The organism is Carboxylicivirga linearis, assembly GCF_018271995.1.
In the GTDB taxonomy this organism is placed as follows: Bacteria; Bacteroidota; Bacteroidia; order Bacteroidales; family Marinilabiliaceae; genus Carboxylicivirga; species Carboxylicivirga linearis.
Map to the genome: position 1 here is coordinate 194,370 of NZ_JAGUCO010000001.1, position 20,268 is coordinate 214,637.

A 20,268-nucleotide genomic window follows, 5' to 3' on the forward strand; every position below is an offset into this window, starting at 1 on the left:
CCGATAGGGGGACTAAGACGGTAGACTAAAGTGTCAGGACGAGCAAAGCGCGCCATGCTTTATTTCCAGCGTGTTGGGTACTGGACATTTATTTTAGCAGCTCATTAACTTCTGTTTGTAATTTTGGAAGAGAGCGATTCACGATCATCCAAATAATATCTTCAGAAACACTGTCGTAACCATGAATAATACGATTTCGTGTATCAACAATTTTTCGTGAATCAGTAATTGGAAATTCTGGCTCTAATTTTAAGATTCTATTTAATGCTTCTCCTATAATCTCAAGATTACGTTCAACTGCCTTTTTTGTCTTTAGATCTTTTTGGAATTCGAAAAAGTCTCTTTTTTTAGGTAGGAAAAGAAAAATCTCTTCAATTGAGCGTTGAATATCTTCTAACCAGGTATATATTTCAGGCTTCATAAATTTTAAATTTAGAGCTCTCAATATTACTTTTTAGGTGAGAATTTTTGATTCCTTTTTCTTCAATTAGATCAATAGGTTTATTAATTAACTCTTGTAATTTAAATTTAAAGTCGAAGTAGTTTTCCGCGTAATCAATCGGGTCATTGGAGTTAATTTCGATTACTAAATCAATGTCACTATTAGGACCAAATTTGTCTGTCAATACAGAACCAAAAGCATATAAAGTTTTCACTTTATGCTCTCTACATAGATTGTGTATTTCGTTTATATATTTGTCCAAATACATTGCTTTTCTTTTGTCCAAATATAAGAATTCAATCTTGTTTTTAATAATGGAGCTGTAAATGTTTGCCTTGTACCCAACTACTCTGTAACCGTCATTGTAAGAGGGTTATATTTCCTATATATATTGTTCCATTCTTTTGTACATTTAACTTATATATCATGTAGTCAGTTAACTCGTTTATCATCATTTTACCAAATTCGCGCTAAGCGAAGTTTGTAACTTTGTTTAATAAATAATGTAGTCTACAACTACAACACTCTTTTATTATCCAACTAAGTTGCAAGCTTATGTGAGTGTATGTGTATGGAAAAGTGAGGGTTAATAAGAAGTTGAGTGGGTGTAAATTTGTAAGAAAAAGTTAGCATTATAGGATTGGCCTTGTCTGGTGAGCCATAAAGCAAGGTGAAACTGCCGTTATAAATCGGTGCTGTTTGAGCGTAGCGAGTTCAGCGATTTTAGGCAATGAACCGTAGCTTTATGAGTGAAGCAGGCACAGCCTTGATTTTCTTTTGCTTCTGTTTTCTTGCATTAAGGCAAGAAAATGAAGTGGGGTTTGGGGCAAAGTCCCATTTTTTATGATTACCCACTATAAACCATACAGAGCCATAAGGAAAGTCTATTTACTCCTTCTTTAAAATCTCTTTAATATCCTCCAATGGTATTCCGCTTTTTTGATGTATCTGTTGATGATCCATACCTTTCATCAACATATTTGTAACAAATACCTTTAATGGCTCGCCCACCTCAATTAAATGATGATCGGGATCGAAAAAACGGAAGGTGCGTTGGCCCCAGGGTTCTTCATGCAGGTGCTGGAATATTTCAACTTCAGCTGAAATCAAATTTTGGTAACAATCCTCAATATTATCCTCTTCGAAATACAGCTCAACTTTATTGACATTTGATTTTGTATCTAATTTTTGTTGTATCGGATGCTGTTCCGAGGCTTTCCATAAAGCAATATTTTGCGACAGGGTGATATTGTTTCCAAAGTCGTAAATGATATCCAATCCAATTACATCGGTATAGAATTTCTTTGATTGGGTGATGTCAGACACAAATAAAACAAATGCATTCAGTTTCATAGGAATTAGTTTTGGTGGTTGCAAAATACTATTAAAATTCTGAATTTTAGTAACTAATTGGCCGTGGTTATTTTACCTGCTGCCTGATAACATAAAAACTCAAACTATGAAAAAGCAATATTGGATGTTACTGACTTTAATAGCAATCGCACTTATTTTAACTTCTTGCTTGCCGGGTGGCGGAAACTATTCTCCTGATCGTCCGGCCGGTTTTTTCACCGGAATATGGCACGGTTGGATTGCTCCTTTCTCGTTGATACTGGGTTTGTTTAATTCATCTATCACCATTTATGAATCGTTTAATACTGGTTGGTGGTACGATTTTGGTTTTTACATGGCCATTATTGCCGGCTTTGGTGGATTGCAATTGGTTCGTAAGAAGAAGAGCTAATTATTGGTTGGCTCAGGGTTAAATCGAATCACCTCATATTGCTCTCGTTTATTTTGAGGCAGATGAATTTGCGATGTGGTGAAATAAATATTCGCGTCAACATCTTTAGCAAACGAATCGGGCCAACGAATCTGAGGATTTTGAATGAACTTCTCCAATACTCCGTCTTTATTTATCCGGTTGATAGAATTATCCTCTAAGCCTCCCAGGTATAAATTGCCTTCATGGTCGAAAAGCATTCCGTCGGTAGCCGGAATCTTCATCACCTTTTCCACCTTCTGTTCCAGCTCCTTTTTGTTTAGGGTCTTATTTAGCAGGTGCTCTGTTTTAATACGATATAAAGTATGACCGGTTAAAGCAGTGTAATACAAATAGGTGTTATCTGGCGATAAGGCAATTCCATCGGAATGTACCGTGTTTTTCCACTTAATTCCATCACAAAATAGGTGATCTTCCTCGCTTTGTGTTGATGAATGATTATCCAGCAAACGGCGCGATTCCCTGGTATTTAAGTCCAACACAATAATGGCTCCGTCACCTGAATCGGTGAGGTAAGCAACGTTTTTATCGGTATCAATTCTAACATCATTAAAATACGATTGAGTTTGGTAAAAGCTTTGATCAAATGAAAAAGCATCTACCAAAGTATCGGCTTCAAGATTAAATTGATAAAGCATAGGCCCTTGTTTAATAACTCCACTAAACTGAGGATTATTTGTGTCTAATATCCAAAGTCTGTCCAATTTATCTATAAAAACCGATTGTATAGAATGAAACGACAGAGTGTCTCTGCGTTGATTCCACGTCATATTTGGATAAGAGCGCGGAATGCCGTTTATTATTTCGGCAACACTAACAGGTACATTCGACGACCAGTTGGGATAATTAACAAAGATTCTGCCTTCTTTGCTTATAGCAATGCCTGTCCATTGCTTATCGGATTGTGAGATGCTTTCCAGTAGAATTCCTTCACCTTTGGGTGTAGGTTTACACGAAGAAAGAATGAATAGAACGATGGCAATGACTGAAAGTATCTTCATACTATTGTGTTTTTCTTTAATTTATGAGTATTGAACAATACTTCGTTAAGTTCTAATAATTAAATGGATATTATGCGATATGCAAATAAACTACTGCCTACTGCCTAAAAAACTAACGAACTATTATAAAATATTTTTTTATTCCTCATCCCATAAGTTAGCAACCGTATAGGGACCTCCGGGTACTTCCCAAAACGAACCATCCACAAAACGACGATTTTTATTGATGCTTTTAACAACATTCATCTCTTCCTCTGATAATTCAATATTAACCGAATCGAGATTTTGTTTTTGTCTTTCCGGATTAACTGATTTGGGTATAACTGATATGCCTCGTTGTCTGATCCATGCCAGTATTAGTTGTGCTACCGATAAGCCTTTGTTCTTTGCCAGTTTTAGTAAAACCGGATCTTCGAATAAAACCGGTTCATCTTTTGCTTTCATTCCTGCTGGTCTGTCAAACGATCCCAAAGGAGAATAAGCCGTTATATAAATATTGTTTGCGTTGCAGAATTCCAACATCTTATCCTGCTGAAAGTATGGATTCACTTCCACCTGGTTTACGGTGGGTTTGATGCGCGAATGCTCCATCAGATCCTTTAATTTTTTGGTACTGAAGTTACATACGCCAATGTTTCGAGCCAGCCCTTGATCAACCGCCTTCTCCATTCCCAGCCAGGTATCGGCAATGGGTTGTTCTTCTAACGAGAGGTAATGTTCGGCGCGCATTGCAGAAAAAACCTGTGGCTTAAAGGCAACGGGCCAGTGAATAAGGTATAAATCTAAATAATCGAGTTGCAGATCACTCAGTGTTTTTTGCAAAGCAGGAATTACGTCCTCCTTAGCATGTTTATTATTCCATAGCTTCGATGTAATCCATAATTCTTCACGTTTCACAATGCCTTCATCAATACATTCTTTAATAGCCTTACCTATCTCTTTTTCATTCATGTAAATGGCGGCACAATCGATATGGCGGTAACCTAATTGGATGGCTTGCTTAACGGCAATGGTTACTTCTCCTTTAGCCGATTTCCAGGTTCCTAAACCCAGTATTGGCATTTGGTCGTTATTGGGAAATGTTAGTGTTTGCATATATAGAATTTAGTATGGAAACAAGTTACATATAAATCTTACAATTGTTTCCCATCAAAGTTCAAATTAATCCCTAAAGAAATCATGAATAGGGTAGTACTATTATTAAATTCATGATTTAATCCTACCCCAAGTATGGGAGTGACATTACCTTTGGCTAAAATTGCCTGATTGACGCCGAAATTTATTATTTGAACCATTTGGTTTGGTTGTTTATACAAATGATTGTCTTGTTCATTAAATGAGAAGTTCAGAATAGATAAACTCAAATCAACAGAAGTTGGAAAATTCTTTTGAGCATGCAATAGTTGGGATATTTGTCCATGGAATCCCCAGACCTTTAGCCGGCTTGAACTTGCATACGACGCAGAAATTCCTACCCTGCTATAGCTGTTTTCCTCTTTGTGTTTTGAGATATATCCCAGGCTTATCATTGGATTCGTTTCATCATCAAGTTGAGCTGTGGCAATTGAACAGGTGATACCAGGTTTGAATGCAAATCCAAGCCCAAGAGTATTTGAGGATTCTTCAGATGATAATGAACTACCGTAGAAAAAGGATAAACCTCCATTGGGTCGAAAGAATTGCTCTTGTGCATTAATACTTACTACAGAAAAGAAAATAAGGAAGAGAGTAATCAGATAGTTTTTCATTGAGATATTAAGTCATAAATGTAATAGTTTACAAATATAATTAAGTTTATAGCTAAGAAAAAGCACAAATGAGATTGGTGGTTTCAGTGTAAAATGATAAATTGATGATACTAAAATTTATCCTATGAAAGAGAAACAGAAGTTTGCACTACAAGGGTTTTTTAATGGTAACAATTGTGCCCAATCGGTGATTACAGCCTATGCCAACGAATTTGATATGGATACCGGGCAGTTATTGCGAGTGGCTAGTTCTTTTGTTGGAGGAATGGGAAAATTACAACAAACTTGCGGTGCAGTTACCGGAGCTTATATGTTAATTGGTTTAAGGAATTCGGTACTTTTTGATAAGGACGAGGAGCAGAAGAAGGCAACTATCATGATGGTGCAAGAATTTCAGAAACGTTTTGTTCGCTTAAATGGTTCTGATCAGTGTTCGAATTTAATTACGGTTGACCTAAAAAACAAAGAGGGAAAAGAGCAGTTTGACAGAGAACAGATGAAAGAGAATATCTGTTCGAAATGTATTGCTTCTTCCATTGAAATTCTTGAAGGCTTGTTTTCAAACTGATAAAATATTAATATTTCCGAGTGTATAGTTTTGTGATGGAATGTGTGTATTTTTACGGTACAACCTCAATACGTACATTCGCAAATGAAGATACTCCATACTTCCGATTGGCATTTAGGGCACCGCTTGCACGAGCAATCGCAATCTGATGAGCAACAATTGTTTTTAAACTGGTTGATTCAGTTTGTTAACGATCAATTGATTGATGTCTTACTTATATCAGGTGACATTTTTGACACGGGAACACCTTCCTCGCAAAGCCTTTCGTTATACTATAATTTTTTGGTCGACCTTCGTTCTACCCATTGCAAACATGTGGTGATAACCGGAGGCAATCATGATGCGCCAGGCACCTTAAATGCTCCCAAAGAAATACTAAAAGCACTCAACATACAGGTGATTGGTAAAGCCTCGGAAAATATTTCGGATGAAGTTTTTGAAATTAGTGTTGATGATGAAAAAGTGATAGTAGCTGCTGTTCCCTACCTGCGTGATCAGGATATAAGAAGAGCCGTTGCAGGTGAAAGTTTTGCTGAAATAAGCGATCGCTATAAATCAGCTTTGATAAAGCATTATACCGAAGTAGCCGAAGTTTGTGAATCTATCAATACCAATAACGATCCGGTAATTGCCATGGGGCACTTGTTTGCCATTGGTGGAACCACTACCGATAGTGAACAGACCATCTATGTGGGTAATGCAGGTGATATTGGTGCAGAAGATTTTCCGGCACTCTTCGATTATATCGCTTTGGGGCACTTGCATCGTCATCAGAAAATAAGCGACAAGATTATCTACTCGGGTACGCCATATATTTTGAGTTTTTCGGAGGTTAATCATCTGAAAAAAGTAATATGCATTGAAGTAAAAAACAAAGCAATTTCTTCGATTGATAATTATGAAGTACCTCCATTCCGCCAGGTAAAAAGAGTAAAGGGAACGCTTGAGGAATGCATCTTTCAATTAAAGCAAATTGCCAGTCACAACGAGCAATTAGAGCCATGGGTAGAAGTGGTATTGGATGCAGATAGCAGTAGCTCGGTTTCTTTCACCGATATTAATCAGGCTGTTGAAGGATTAAAGCTGAAAGTACTAAAGGTGTCGTTAAACCGCGAGCATGAACGATGGAATCAGTTGTTGGAGAAAACGCACTCAAAAGACATAAAAGATATTTCGCCATTGGAAGTATTTAAGCTCAAATGCGAGGAACAAAACTTTGACATTACAGCACATCCCGAAGTAGAAGATGCCTTTCATGAAGTATTACAGCTAGCAAAGAAACAATAATGCGCATACTTAAAATAGAACTCCAAAATATAAATTCGCTACGCTGCGAAACACCTGTTATCATTGATTTTGAAAGCCCCGAATTTCGCGATGTGGGTTTGTTTGCCATAACAGGTCCAACAGGTGCCGGAAAAACAACCATACTGGATGCCATCACCATAGCCTTATATCATAGTGTGCCTCGTTTTAATCAGTCGCATAGCAAAGGCAGCTTGGTTGATGTAATTAGTTATGGTGCCCCCGAAGCCATGAGCCGCGTTACATTTATTGCCCAAAATACACGCTACGAAAGCTTTTGGGGTATCCGTGTGAGGCAAACCAATGGAAAAGCTTTAGCGAATCCTCAGGAAACAGTCCGGTTGAAAAACCTTGACAATGGTGAAATCATCTTTGATAAGAAAAGAGGTTTTGAGAAGGAGATGGAGGAAATCACCCAGTTGAATTACCAACAGTTTCTGCGATCTGTGTTATTGGCTCAGGGGGAGTTTGCGGCTTTTCTTTCTGCTCCCGCCAAAGACAAAGGGGCTCTTTTGGAACAAATTACTGGCGAAGAAATCTACAAACGAATTGGAGAGGTTCTTATTGGCAGGATTAGTGAAGAAGACCGAAAGCTAAAAGAAATTACTTCGCAGATTAATAATGATGATTTACTAAGCGAGGATAAAAAGGCTGAGTTAAACGAGGAACAAGCCTTTTTGCAGAAACAATTACTTCAATACAATCAAGAACTTGAAGGATTAGATAAAAAGATAGATTGGTTTAAGCGTTTTGATGATCTTGAAAAAAACCGAAGCCTTATTCAACAGAGAAAAGCTGAGCTTACTAATAAAGAAGAAGCGAATGCTGTTAATATTCAATTGCTCGAAAATCATCTGAAAGCAGAACCGCTGAAGGAATATTTGCAACATATTGAGTTGCATGAGACGTCATCAATTAGAATTGAAAATGATCAGAAACAACTGAGTCAATCCATTACTAAGCTTACCGAAGATATTAAGCTTGCCGAAGAAGAGAATAAAAAGAATCAGGAAGAACTGAAAAGACAGGAAGATGAGGCAACTGTATGGCAACCAAAGTTGGAAAAAGTAGCTGGTTTAGATTCTAATCTTAAAAGTCTGCATGATCAACAACAGCAAAAATTAAAAACTCAGGAAGAATTAAATACTGAGACCAAAACCAATAGCAGCAAACTTGAGAAAGCTATCGCACTCAGCAAAAAAGTAGAAAAACAATTGGCCAGTTTACAATTGTTCTTCGACAAAAACCAACATGTAAAACAGATCGATCAGAATTTATCATCGTGGTCGGCTTCACTGCAGAAACGACAAAGTTTTGATGAGCAACTTCGCAAATTGCTATCAGAAGCAAAGATGTTGATTGAGAAACAGAAAGTGTTGAATCAATCCGAAGGCAAACTAAAACCTTCGATCCAAGAAAAGCTAAAAGGTGCTGAGCTTATAGAAAAGGATCTAAATCGAATAACTTCTGAGTTAAAAGAGCATTCATTAGATGCTTTAATGACAAAGAGGGATGCTTTTATTAAGGAGAGAGACGAATTAAGAGCACTGCATGATATAGCCTCGAATCACAAGAAGGAAACAGTCCGCCAGAAAGAGTTGGAAGAGCAACTGCTAACTGTTAATAAAAGCTTTGAGCATTTAGAAAAGCAATTAAAATTTAATGGCGAGGAACTGAAAACAGTACAACAATCGATTGTAGATGCTGAGAAGATTGTGGAACTGGAACGAACCATCAAGAATTACGAAGAAGATCGCAAAAAACTAGTGGAAGGTGAGGCTTGCCCGCTTTGTGGATCAACCGAACATCCTTTCGTACAAAGCTATTCCGAGGTTAAGCTAAGCGAATCGCAAAACCAACTAGCTACCCGAAAGCAACAAGAAAAGAAGCTTTTGCTGGAAGAAAAGGAACTTTCTACTCAAAAAGCATCTGTACAGGCTCAAAAAGAACAAACAGAAAAGAGTCTGAAAGAGTCAATTGCTTTGGTTAAATCCTTACTGGAACAGTTCACAGAATCGAATCACGCATACGATATCAACAATTTGTCAGTAATTGTTGACCGAGGAAAAACAATCAATGCAGAGGTTGAGAAGCTCGACGGTGAAATTAAGCTCAATCAGAAAAAGCAAGACCAAAAAGAAGAAAAAGCCAATCAACTGAAAGCTGTTAATGATCAATTAGCAAAAGACAGGGAGCAGTTGATTAAGGTTGAAGAACAGCTTCAAGCAGTTTCAAATCAAATTAATGCTAACAGTAAGGAGACTGAAGATTTACAGGTTAAAATTGGCGAACAAGAAAGCAAGTTAACAGAGCAGCTAGCTGAAAATGCCATTCAACTCCCAAAGGTAGAAGAGACAAATGCTTTTGTTGATCAGTTAAAAAATCAAGTAAAAGAGTTTCGCGATAAAGAAGACTTATTGCGTGACTCAAAACAGAAGAAAGATAAACTGGCAACTGATATAAAATACTTACAAGAGCAAAAAAATCAACTCGGTAAAGATGTTGAAAAGTTGAATGCTGAATTGGAGACTCTTTTGAAAACAATAGAAACGACTCTTCATGAACGAGAAGCTATTTTACCCCGAATCATTTCAACAGAAGCTAAACGGAACGAATTGTCATTGTTGTTAGAGCAGATTAAGGAGAAACATGAAAAATCAAAGCTCAGGGTTGATAAGATTTCGAAGCAAATTAGTTCGGAGGAGAATTTATTAAAGAAAGCATCCGAGGATTTATTACGTGAGAAACAACTGCTAAAAGAATGGATCGAGAAGCTTGATCTGGCATTGAAAAATACTGGTTTTGATAGTCGAGAAGCAGTTCAAAAATATTTGTTAAGCAATGAACGGAAAGCTGAATTATTGAATCTTCAAAAATCAATTGAGAATGAAAGAATTCAGATTCAGACTTTAGCTGCCAAGACTGAAGAGGAAGACGCCCGCTTAAAGCAAGACAAAGATTTTGAAGAAAGCAAAGACGAGATTGTTAAAGCTAAAACTAACCTGACTGATGAAAAGGATAAAAGTCTGGGAAGATTGGGCGAGATAAAACAGCAATTTGAGTTGGATAAGCAAATCACAGATCGCAATCAGCAGGTTGTTGAGCGAATTAAAGAACAGGAAAAGGTAGTTAAGAAATACCGCGATCTGAATCAGCTTTTAGGTGGGTCGAAACATGCTTTTAATACCTACGTACAGCGCTTAACCTTACAGAATCTGATTCACCTGGCTAATCTTCATTTGTACGATCTGAATAAACGTTATTCGTTAAAATTACCTGAATCTTATAAAACTAATGAAGAACTTAATTTTGTTTTGGTTGATCATTATCAAACCGATGAAACACGCTTAGTTGATACTTCCAGCGGTGGTGAAAAATTTATCATCAGCCTTTCTCTTGCTTTAGGACTATCGGATCTGGCCAGTAAAAATGTTAGTATCGGTTCATTGTTCATCGACGAAGGATTTGGTACCCTCGACAGCACCACACTCGAAACAGTTATTGCAACTCTTTCAACCTTACAATCCAAAGGTAAAATGATTGGTATTATCTCTCACGTGGAAAACCTGAAAGAAAGAATATCGACTCAAATTCAGGTACAGAAAAAGCAAAATGGGGTAAGTGAAGTCGCAATCATTTAAACAGAAGTGGAATGATATGATTACATTCGTAAAAACAGACATAGAAATAAAATAATCAAGCATGAAATCATACAAATTAATATTGACGGTTCTACTTTTAGCTGTTCTGCTTGCTTCTTGTAACAGCAAGAATAAAACCAAATCAGCGGAAACTGCCAAAAAGGAAATAGTTACTCCTGCAAAAAGTCCTGAAGAAATGGCGGTTTTCTATCAGGCAGCACTCGAAGGCAATATTAATCTTATAAGACAGTACTTAAATGAAGGTGTGGATGTGAATAGTACGGATGAAAATAAGAGAACAGCCTTGATGTTGGCATCATTTAATGGTCATACAAATGTGGTTAGACTATTGCTTGATAATGGAGCTGATATAAAAATGGTTGATGATGTAAACAGAACTGCATTAATGTTTGCTTCAACGGGTCCTTTTAATGAAACGGTAGTTGAACTAATTAATGCCGGTTCAGAAGTGAATGCAACGGATAGCCATGAAAATTGGACACCATTGATGTTTGCAGCAGGGGAAGGGCAGTTGGAAGTAGTTAAAACATTAATAGCAAATGGAGCCGATAAAACTATGGTGGATATTGATGGAGAATCGGCACTATATTTTGCAAGAACCAAAGGTCATCAAAAGGTGGTAGAATATTTAGAGAAGCAGTAATGATAAAAAGGCCACCCGATTATGGATGGCCTTTTACTTTGTCTTATAATTTAAAATTTATACCAGTTAAATATAGACCGCCTATATTATCCATTGCGGCAAATTCATTTTTATCATCATTGAGTAAATTACGCATATTTACAAATAGAGATAAAGACTTGCTCATTTGATAGTTAGCCTTCAGGTTTAACAGTACCTTCGAATCTACATTATAGGTGTCGTATTGATTTAAAAAGGTTTGTTTACCATAGAAATAGGCGTTGGTAAAAATATTCAGTTTGTCAATAGGTCTGTAATCAACTCCAACGCTTCCCCAAAACGACGGCGTTGCTTCATGTTTGAAATCATTCTCATAATCTGTAGGTTTCAGATCGGTGGATACGGATAGACTTGTCATATCCGGATACTGTGGAATCTGACCGGAAATAGCACTTTCATAGATTTTCTGAGCCAATAAACCATTGGATCCATCACTTGGGTAGATAGCATTTGCTTGTAATCCTATAATCTCATCACGGGTTACCGGTTTATAATTATCTAATTTAGTTTGCTGAACTGTCAGGTGAGATTTGGCAACCAGTTTTTCTGAGATTACCCAATCGAGGCTGACAGTAATACCTTTTTGTTCTGCCTCCAATTCAATATTCTGATATCTCATGTATGCTGTTACTGTAGGCATAGCCAATATGGTTGGGTCAGCTCCAACCATGGCAATCGGCAAAGTAAAATTGGTACTGTCTGGCGCCAAAACAGTAAAATTTTTTGATTTTGAGTAGAATGCCTCGATATCCAATAATATATTTTTCACAGGTCGTGTTCTAAAACCAACTTCAATCAGGTCAGATACCATTACGTCCATATTTTCATTACCTCCGAAATAAATATAGTCAGGAGACGGACGACCTTCTCTGTCCCAAAGAAAGTTCGAATGCATATCAATAATAAAAGGTGATCGGTTGGCACGTGAATACACGGCACGGATATTGTTTTTATCATTAATCTTGTAGGACGAAATAAATTGCCATGAAGGAGTCCATTGGTCAGAATGAGAGTATTTTTCGGCGCGTAAGGCTGCCACTAAGCGTAACTTTTCGGTAGCCAGATAATCAAGTCGTAAACTGGTGGCAAAGATGTTCATGTCTTTCTTGCCATTAAAGAAACCAGCACCCAATTCCGGGATATGTTTGGTATCATCATAAAATACCGACATGTAATTTAAACCTGGTCGAACACTTAAGTTTTTCAATTGCCAGTTATATTCAATATTAGAATTTAACTGTCCCATATCTGTTTGAAAGCCCAGGTTACCAACTCCAAAATCCTGAAAGCCGAACATATAACTTCCTTGTACATCAAATCCATAAATATTAGCATTCAAATCAACATACGAAGTCTTTGATTCTCTTCCGGCTATTGAAGTTGCATTGTCTCCTAATGTAGTAGTGTTGGCAAAAGAATACTGATAACCACCAGATAAATTAATGATGGCATCTGAATTAATCTGATACGAGAGATATCCGTTTACTCCTGCTTTTTCTTTCGATAATTCAGGATCGGGAAATAACTCATCAATATTATCGTTAGGGTCAATATAGGTGTAACCGTTGCCATCAGTTAAGGTCTCGAATTCATCTTTTGTGAATTTAGCACCTTCTTTAAATATAAATAGTTCATCACTATTTCTGTTGCGTACTTCATAATTACCGGTTACTCCGATACTTACTTTTGATGACAGCTGTTTGCGAATGCCTATATCACCCATATAAGTATTAAGGTTTCCTCCCTGAATATTAGCTGACAGAAGCGGTGTGGATGAATCAATTGTTTGAGTGATGATGTTGATAGCTCCCGAAACAGCGTTGGGACCATAAAGAGCACTGGATGGGCCACGAACAACCTCAATACGATCAATATCGCCCAGGCTAACGGGTAACGATTCCCAAATAATACCACCCATAGCATAGTTAAATACCGGACGTCCATTTATCATTACCAAAGTGCTGGTATTCTCTGATTGAAGCATCATGTTTTTGGGTGGAAGGTTATCTAAACCTCTGATATGAACATCATAGTTACCGTTGGTTTTTTCTCGTACTATTACTCCCGGAACCAGTCGTAACGCTTCCTCTATACTAGTTGCTCCTGATGATTGTATTTCCTCGTGGCTTAAAACAGTAGTTGATAATGGAGAATCAAATAAACTCTCTTTTTTTTTCGATGCCGAAGTAACGTCTTTGTTTAGTAGTAAGTCGTACAATTCTTCCATGGAAGAAACACCTACAATATCCATTAAGTCCATTAGTTCTTCAAGAGGTAATGATGACATTTCTTCCATTGTCATACTAAGCACCTCTTTACGTGTTTTTTTCTTTTCTTGCGAGATAGAAGGCATAGTTATAGCAATAGCCACAACCATGGCAAATATATACCTTAGTTTCATTTTTGTCAGATTTTGTTTGGTTAGTTTACTGGTATGCCCAGCGACAGTAATTTGGTATTGACTTTAAGTCCATGCTTTTCAATATTTGAAGAGCAGATTTCATAACGTAATTTGCCATCAACTGTGGTAAATGAGATAGCTGCTCCATCATTGCAAAGACCTTCCTTACTGCTTATCAGTAATGTGGGATTTTCTTGCTGTTCGGCCGATAGCATGGACATTAAGCTTGATTTGCCAGAGCTTAAGAAAATTACATGTGAATCGGTAAGGCTTTTAATTTGAGAGGATTCTTTAATAACAATTGTTTTAGTCCCCACTTTTTTTACTTGAGCTAACTTTTGTAACTCTGCCGCCATTTCCTTGTCACCAATAACCGTAATTACAAATTCGTTTTGATTGGCATTGGAGGGCCACTCAACATTTTGCGTGAAATTGTAAAGAAAAAGTGCTTTAAATTTAGCCATCTGGCTATAGGACTCTTCTGTTGTTGTAATAAAAAGTACAAGCAACAAAAAGATTAGTTTTTGTTTCATCTGGACTAGGTTTAAAATTAATTAAGACATCCAAATATACGCAGCGCAATTGAATTTGTTATAGGTTGTTATAAAAAACTAACAAATAGTAACAGATGAGAGATGTAAAGTTTTAAACCGGATTCTGAGTAAAACAAAAAAAGGGATTGCAAAAACAATCCCTCTTTAAATAAAAATTTTTTATTATCTACCATTTAAAGCTCAGGCCGGCAAGATATAAACCTCCAATTTTATCCATATAAGCAAATTGAGTTTTCTCTGTGTTAAGCAGATTTCTACAATTTACAAAAAACGTAAGGTTGTCTGTTGCTTTGTACGAAGCTTTTGCATTAATATTTATTGATTTCTCAATATCAATGATGCCGTATTGGTTGGTAAAGCTTTGGTCACCATAAAAATAAGCCTGTGGGAAGAATTCAAATTTCTTCCATGGTCGATACGAAAAAGATAAACTTCCCCAATATGAAGGAGTTGCTTTGTGTTCGAAATCATCTTCTTCTCCTTCCGGTGTTTCACTTACCGAATTAATAACTGCATAGGTTTGTTGGGTTGGATCAATTTCGCCTGTTGCAACACCAGTGCCATAATCAACTAATGCCTGACCAATTTTAGCCATTAAATCAGGATCTGATTGAGCAATAGTAGCTTGATACCCTAATATTTCGTTTCGTGAATAAGGTACATAGTTATCAACGGTTGTTTTCTGATAAGTGAAGTGTCCTGTAGCCATTAGCTTTTCAGATAATACCCAATCAACAGAGACAGAAGCTCCCAATTGATTTGATATCAAATCCATATTTTGAAAAGATAAGTTGACAATGGCATTGATGTCCGGTGCTTGAGTTTCGGCAATAACTTCCAATGGATTAAATACTGCCAAAGAAGTCATATCGGGTGCCAGAGCAACAAAGTCTTTTGAACGATTGTAAAATGCTTCCACATCAATTAGAATGCTTTTGTCAGGTCTTGAACGAAACCCTAACTCAACCATATCCATGGTTTTTAACTTATTGTCAGTATGACCATCAAATTGCATGATTCTTGGGAATTCCATATTAACAATATTCCAGGTGTAATTGGAATAGGTATTCACTAAGAAAGCCGATTGGTTAGCTCTTGAATAAACAGCTCTGATGAGGTTTTTATCATTTAATTTGTAAGAGCTAACAAACTGCCATGAAGCATATACATCGTCCATATTGTTATACTTCTCAGCTCTTAGAGCGGCCACTAATCTTAATCTTTCGGTTGGCATATAATCTAAACGAAGACTACCTGCAAAGATATTAATGGTTTGTTTTTGATTTAAATAACCTTTACCTATCTCCGATATGTGCTTACTATCGTCGTATGATATACTCTGGTAGCTAACACCAGGGCGTACCGATAGGTTACTAAATGTTTTATTGTACTCGGCTAAAAATGAGTATTGTTCATTGTCTAACTCAAAACCTTCATTACCCGACATATAATCAATAGTACCTCCATTGTAGTTAGCTTGAAGAGAAAAATCATGGATTTTAGCCCTTAAATCAAGATATCCTGTAGATGCGATCTTGGTTGAATAAGGAGTGGGCACATCTCCCATTGTAGAGGTCATTACTTCTGAATTTTGATAACCTCCCATCAAATTAATGGATGTTTGACTTGTTGGGTCAATATTTAAATAACCGTTTACCCCATATCGGTATTTTGATCGCTCGGGATTAGGGAATGATTTATAGATGTCATATACTTCATCACCAACCATGTATGGAGGCCATATTTCCTGTTCTCCACTCCTCATACGGTTAATTTCATCTAAAGTAAAATATCCATCATCTACATTTTCTCCATCAACAGATAGCTGAGCTCCATCGCGACTGTAGATAAAGATCTCGTCTGTCTTTCTATCGCGTGTTTCAAAATTACCGGTAACACCCAGACTAATTTTATCGCTGACCTGTTTACGTAGTGCTAAATCACCAATGTATGTATTTTGACTTCCTCCATTAAAATTACCTGAAAGTAGAGGAGTGTTATAATCAATGGTTTGGGTGATGATGTTAATAGCACCTGAAACGGCGTTGGGGCCATATAAAGCACTGGAAGGACCTCTAACAACTTCTATACGATCAATGTCTTCAAAGCTTACAGGTAATGTTTCCCAAAGAATACCACCATGCGAGTAATTAAATACGGGTCTTCCGTTAATCATTACCAGTGTATTCATATTTTCGGAATACAAGAGTAAATTCTTGGAAGGTAAATTGTCGTTTCCACGTATATGAACGTCATAGTTTCCGTTTGTTTTCTCGCGAACAATTACACCCGGTACCAGGCGAAGTGCTTCCTCGATGCAGGTTGCACCTGAGGCTATAATTTGATCGTGTGATAAAACGGTAGTTGAAAGAGGAGAGTCAAAAACACTCTCTTCTTTTTTAGAGGCTGAGACAACATTTTTATTTAGCAGAAGATCGTATAACTCTTCTATTGAGGATACCCCAACAATATCCATTAGTTCCATTAACTCTTCAAGTGGTAATGACGACATTTCTTCCATCGTCATATTTAAAACTTCTTCCCGCGTTTTTGATTGAGTTGGTTCCTGGGCAAAACTGTGGCTGAAAAATGTAGCAGCCAGTAATATTATTAATAAGTGTCTTAAATTCATTTCTTCTTAGATTCATTGATTAGTTAGTGGATATTCCCAATGAAATTAGTTTGTTATTTACCTTCAAACTTCTGGCAATGATATTGTCTTCATTGATTTGATAACGTAGCTTGCCATCAATTGTGGTAAAGCAAATGGCAGCTCCATCTTTGCATAAATCTTCTTTACTACTAATCAGCAAAACGGGTTGACCATCTTGCTGAATCGCCAAACGCGACATTAAATCAGATTTGTTTGAACTTAAAAAAACAACATGCGAATTGGTAACATCTTTAACTTGACTAGTTTGTTTAATTACCATTGTTTTTGAGCCTACCTTTTTGACCTGAGCCAACTTCTTAAGCTCATTGGCCATATCATTGTCTCCAATTACCGTTATTACAAACTCTTTAGATGAGATAGTATTGGGTGGCCATTCAACATTTTGCGTGAAATTGTAAAGAAAAAGAGCCTTGAACTTTGTCATTTGTCCAAAGGCTTTTCCTGATGATCCAATTAGAAGCAGGAACATCAGAATTAGAAAATTTTTGTTCATGTATGAGGGTTTTGAATTTTAATCCCCTCCTATACGCTGATTTATCTATAAAGTTATAAATAATTGGTCAATGAAAACGGAGTGCTAAAGGTTTGGAATGTTACTGGCTAATATTTCAGGAGTTAGATCTGTTAAACATTTTTTTATCTCTTTTAGTTTGCACTTAGTACTGCCATCTTTAGTGCATGGTCTGCAAGGTAAATCAACTTCCATTACTTTAATTTTATCTCCTGAAGGATAGCCAAATGCAGTTGGACCAATAATGGCCAAGCCGGGTTTTTGAAAAAGATCGGCAGCATGTAAGAAACCTGTATCGCCACTAATAACAAATGGAGAATGCCAAATGGTACAGAAACTCTCCATTAGTGAAGTTTTTCCGGCCAAATTAATAACCCGATCGGGAGCTACAGATCTTATTTCTTCGCAAAAAGTATCGGTGGGACCACCTAAGATAACAAAATGTAGATCTGGCTTTAATTCGATAAGTTTTTGCCAATAATTAACCGGCCAGCGTTTAAGTTCCCAAGCTGCAGAAGGAACCAGTGTTATCCATTTTTGGTTGCCTGGGATTTGGTTCAAAACCAACTGCTCAATTTTACTTTGAACATTATCTGGAAACTTCCAATTGCTGAAAGGAGTATTAATATCGTTTATATCCCATTTGCTTTGAATGGGTTTTCTAAAAGAATCTAATGCCTTAAAAGGATTGGGAAGAAGGTTAATACCAAACTTAAAAAGAAGCAAGCGTTTGAGTCTGTCTTTATGTCGGGTAACCAGCTTATTCTTTTTTAGAAGGTTGCAGATTCCAAAAGGACAAAGAACCAGTTTAAGAATATTAGAACGAATGTTGCTGTGAGCATCGTATATGAGGTCGTATTTTTCCTTCTTTAATTTTGCTCCTAACTTAAATACTCCGCTAAATCCTTCTTTACGGTCAAACTCCCAAAGTTTATCAATTCTTGGATCAATCTTCACCAACGATGCCATATCAGATCGTACAACCCAATGTATTTCTGCGTTTGGATATTTATTTCTGATACCTGTTACAACAGACATACATTGAATAATGTCGCCGATTGAGCTTAAACGTATGATAAGTATTTTGTCCATTATTGAATTTTCATCAAAAATAGAAAATCCCGGATGAACTCCGGGATTTTAATTCGTATAATGTTGTTTAATTAAATACTATTCATGTATTAAAATGACCATTTTATTGTTCTTGCACTCAACAACTCCACTTTTACAATCGAAGTGCTTTTCATGACCATTTTTACCAATTACTCTAATGCTTCCTTCTGTTAATACAGATATAATGGGAGCATGGTTTTTAAGTACAGTAAACAAACCTTTTTCACCTGGAACCTGAACCAAACCAACAGGAGCATCATATACTACCTGCAAAGGGGTTATTATTTCGCAATGTAAATCGTCCATTATGCACTTTTAGCTTGTTTCAACAATTCTTCTCCTTTAGCAATGGCATCTTCAATGGTACCTACCAGGTTAAAAGCAGCTTCAGGATATTTGTCAACTTCGCCATCCAAAATCATATTAAAACCTTTAATGGTATCTTCAATGGATACAAATACCCCTTTCAGACCCGTGAATTGTTCAGCTACATGGAAGGGTTGTGATAAGAAGCGCTGCACTCGACGTGCCCTGTGTACAACCAACTTATCTTCTTCTGATAATTCTTCCATACCCAGAATAGCAATAATATCCTGCAATTCTTTATATCGTTGTAAAATCTCAATTACTCTTTGAGCCGTTTTATAATGATCGTCTCCAACTATCTCAGGTGTTAACATCCGGGATGTCGAATCCAACGGATCAACAGCTGGATAGATACCCAACTCAGCGATTTTACGACTTAACACCGTTTTTGCATCGAGGTGGGCAAAAGTTGTTGCAGGAGCAGGGTCTGTCAAGTCATCGGCGGGTACGTATACAGCCTGAACTGATGTAATAGATCCATGCTTGGTAGAAGCAATACGTTCCTGAAGAGCACCCATCTCTGATGATAAAGTAGGCTGATAACCCACTGCTGAAGGCATACGTCCTAATAAGGCTGATACTTCTGATCCGGCCTGTGTGAAACGGAAAATATTATCAACAAACAATAGTACATCACGACCTTTACCTGTACCGTCTCCATCACGGAAGCTTTCTGCAATGGTCAGTCCGGATAAGGCAACACGGGCACGCGCTCCGGGGGGTTCATTCATCTGGCCAAAGACCATTGTCACCTGTGATGAATCCAAGGCTTTTTCATCAACCTTTGACAAGTCCCAGCCACCTTCTTCCATCGATTTTTTAAATTCTTCGCCGTAGTTAACAATTCCGGCTTCAATCATCTCACGTAAAAGGTCATTCCCTTCTCGCGTACGTTCACCAACGCCTGCAAAAACAGAAAGGCCATCATGACCCTTGGCAATATTATTTATTAACTCTTGTATTAATACCGTTTTACCAACGCCTGCACCACCAAATAGTCCAATTTTACCTCCTTTGGCATATGGCTCAATCAGATCGACTACTTTAATTCCTGTAAACAGAATCTCGGCTTCGGTAGACAGATCAGCAAAAGCCGGAGGATTGCGGTGAATTGGATTACCTCCTTCTTTGGTAACCGATCCAATACCATCAATGGCATCACCTACAACATTTAATAATCGACCTTTTACTTTTTCACCGGCAGGCATTGTAATTGGATTACCCAAATGAGTAACTTCCATTCCCCTTGTTAAACCATCGGTTGAATCCATTGCAATACAGCGAATAGTATTTTCTCCAATGTGTTGCTGACATTCAATCACGGTTGATTGGGCGTCAGTACGTTTGATCTCCAGTGCATCTAAAATATTAGGTAGTTCCTGATCTTTCAGGTCAAAGCTAACGTCTACAACTGGTCCAACAATTTGAATGATGGTTCCAACAAGATTTTCCATAAAA

18 protein-coding genes are annotated in these 20,268 nt (G+C 37.2%); 5 read left to right on the forward strand and 13 right to left on the reverse strand.

Annotation, left to right across the window (positions count from 1 at the left end; genetic code table 11):
- Positions 1-88: 88 nt before the first annotated feature.
- The 3 genes from KEM10_RS00795 to KEM10_RS00805 all read right to left on the reverse strand — a co-directional run bounded on the left by KEM10_RS00795 (position 89) and on the right by KEM10_RS00805 (position 1,795).
- Positions 89-421, reverse strand: a complete 333-nt coding sequence (locus tag KEM10_RS00795; RefSeq protein ID WP_212212224.1) for a HepT-like ribonuclease domain-containing protein — start codon at positions 419-421, stop codon at positions 89-91.
- On the reverse strand, positions 411-728 hold the full coding sequence (locus KEM10_RS00800) for a nucleotidyltransferase family protein (RefSeq protein ID WP_212212226.1): 318 nt from the start codon (positions 726-728) through the stop codon (positions 411-413). Before KEM10_RS00800 ends, KEM10_RS00795 begins: the two co-directional genes overlap by 11 nt.
- A 602-nt stretch (positions 729-1,330) precedes the next feature.
- On the reverse strand, positions 1,331-1,795 hold the full coding sequence (locus tag KEM10_RS00805) for a VOC family protein (RefSeq protein WP_212212229.1): 465 nt from the start codon (positions 1,793-1,795) through the stop codon (positions 1,331-1,333).
- Positions 1,796-1,901: 106 nt separating this feature from the next.
- Here KEM10_RS00805 and KEM10_RS00810 point away from each other — a divergent pair, with 106 nt between their 5' ends.
- The gene (locus KEM10_RS00810) at positions 1,902-2,186 is read left to right on the forward strand and encodes a hypothetical protein (RefSeq protein WP_212212232.1); all 285 of its coding nucleotides are present in this window, start codon (positions 1,902-1,904) and stop codon (positions 2,184-2,186) included.
- Here KEM10_RS00810 and KEM10_RS00815 read toward each other — a convergent pair.
- From KEM10_RS00815 to KEM10_RS00825, 3 genes are all read right to left on the reverse strand, one after another.
- Positions 2,183-3,226, reverse strand: coding sequence for an SMP-30/gluconolactonase/LRE family protein (locus tag KEM10_RS00815; RefSeq protein ID WP_212212235.1), 1,044 nt, complete (start codon positions 3,224-3,226; stop codon positions 2,183-2,185). The two genes, KEM10_RS00810 and KEM10_RS00815, sit on opposite strands and share 4 nt — an antisense overlap.
- 138 nt (positions 3,227-3,364) lie before the next feature.
- Complete coding sequence (locus KEM10_RS00820; protein WP_212212238.1) at positions 3,365-4,321, reverse strand: aldo/keto reductase; 957 nt, start codon at positions 4,319-4,321, stop codon at positions 3,365-3,367.
- A gap of 38 nt (positions 4,322-4,359) precedes the next feature.
- Positions 4,360-4,974 carry a hypothetical protein gene (locus tag KEM10_RS00825; RefSeq protein ID WP_212212240.1) on the reverse strand — a complete coding sequence of 205 codons (615 nt, stop codon included), beginning with the start codon at positions 4,972-4,974 and terminating at the stop codon, positions 4,360-4,362.
- A gap of 124 nt (positions 4,975-5,098) precedes the next feature.
- Here KEM10_RS00825 and KEM10_RS00830 point away from each other — a divergent pair, with 124 nt between their 5' ends.
- The 4 genes from KEM10_RS00830 (at position 5,099) to KEM10_RS00845 (ending at position 11,152) form a co-directional block, all read left to right on the forward strand.
- On the forward strand, positions 5,099-5,542 hold the full coding sequence (locus tag KEM10_RS00830) for a C-GCAxxG-C-C family protein (RefSeq protein WP_212212243.1): 444 nt from the start codon (positions 5,099-5,101) through the stop codon (positions 5,540-5,542).
- 84 nt (positions 5,543-5,626) lie between these two features.
- Positions 5,627-6,829, forward strand: coding sequence for an exonuclease SbcCD subunit D C-terminal domain-containing protein (locus tag KEM10_RS00835; RefSeq protein WP_212212246.1), 1,203 nt, complete (start codon positions 5,627-5,629; stop codon positions 6,827-6,829).
- The gene (locus tag KEM10_RS00840) at positions 6,829-10,488 is read left to right on the forward strand and encodes an AAA family ATPase (protein WP_212212248.1); all 3,660 of its coding nucleotides are present in this window, start codon (positions 6,829-6,831) and stop codon (positions 10,486-10,488) included. The genes KEM10_RS00835 and KEM10_RS00840 overlap by 1 nt, the downstream gene beginning before the upstream one ends.
- A gap of 61 nt (positions 10,489-10,549) precedes the next feature.
- The gene (locus KEM10_RS00845) at positions 10,550-11,152 is read left to right on the forward strand and encodes an ankyrin repeat domain-containing protein (RefSeq protein ID WP_212212250.1); all 603 of its coding nucleotides are present in this window, start codon (positions 10,550-10,552) and stop codon (positions 11,150-11,152) included.
- Positions 11,153-11,195: 43 nt separating this feature from the next.
- Here the strand turns inward: KEM10_RS00845 and KEM10_RS00850 are convergent, their stop codons facing one another.
- The 7 genes from KEM10_RS00850 to atpD all read right to left on the reverse strand — a co-directional run bounded on the left by KEM10_RS00850 (position 11,196) and on the right by atpD (position 20,264).
- Complete coding sequence (locus tag KEM10_RS00850) at positions 11,196-13,592, reverse strand: TonB-dependent receptor plug domain-containing protein (RefSeq protein ID WP_212212252.1); 2,397 nt, start codon at positions 13,590-13,592, stop codon at positions 11,196-11,198.
- Between the two features lie 20 nt (positions 13,593-13,612).
- The gene (locus KEM10_RS00855) at positions 13,613-14,125 is read right to left on the reverse strand and encodes a YfiR family protein (RefSeq protein WP_212212254.1); all 513 of its coding nucleotides are present in this window, start codon (positions 14,123-14,125) and stop codon (positions 13,613-13,615) included.
- 187 nt (positions 14,126-14,312) lie between these two features.
- Positions 14,313-16,778, reverse strand: a complete 2,466-nt coding sequence (locus KEM10_RS00860) for a TonB-dependent receptor plug domain-containing protein (protein ID WP_212212256.1) — start codon at positions 16,776-16,778, stop codon at positions 14,313-14,315.
- Between the two features lie 19 nt (positions 16,779-16,797).
- The gene (locus KEM10_RS00865) at positions 16,798-17,313 is read right to left on the reverse strand and encodes a YfiR family protein (protein WP_212212258.1); all 516 of its coding nucleotides are present in this window, start codon (positions 17,311-17,313) and stop codon (positions 16,798-16,800) included.
- A gap of 84 nt (positions 17,314-17,397) precedes the next feature.
- Complete coding sequence (locus KEM10_RS00870; RefSeq protein WP_212212259.1) at positions 17,398-18,423, reverse strand: glycosyltransferase family 9 protein; 1,026 nt, start codon at positions 18,421-18,423, stop codon at positions 17,398-17,400.
- A 78-nt stretch (positions 18,424-18,501) separates the two neighbouring features.
- On the reverse strand, positions 18,502-18,750 hold the full coding sequence (locus tag KEM10_RS00875; RefSeq protein WP_212212260.1) for a F0F1 ATP synthase subunit epsilon: 249 nt from the start codon (positions 18,748-18,750) through the stop codon (positions 18,502-18,504).
- On the reverse strand, positions 18,750-20,264 hold the full coding sequence (atpD, locus tag KEM10_RS00880) for a F0F1 ATP synthase subunit beta (RefSeq protein WP_212212262.1): 1,515 nt from the start codon (positions 20,262-20,264) through the stop codon (positions 18,750-18,752). The genes KEM10_RS00875 and atpD overlap by 1 nt, the downstream gene beginning before the upstream one ends.
- Positions 20,265-20,268: the final 4 nt, after the last annotated feature.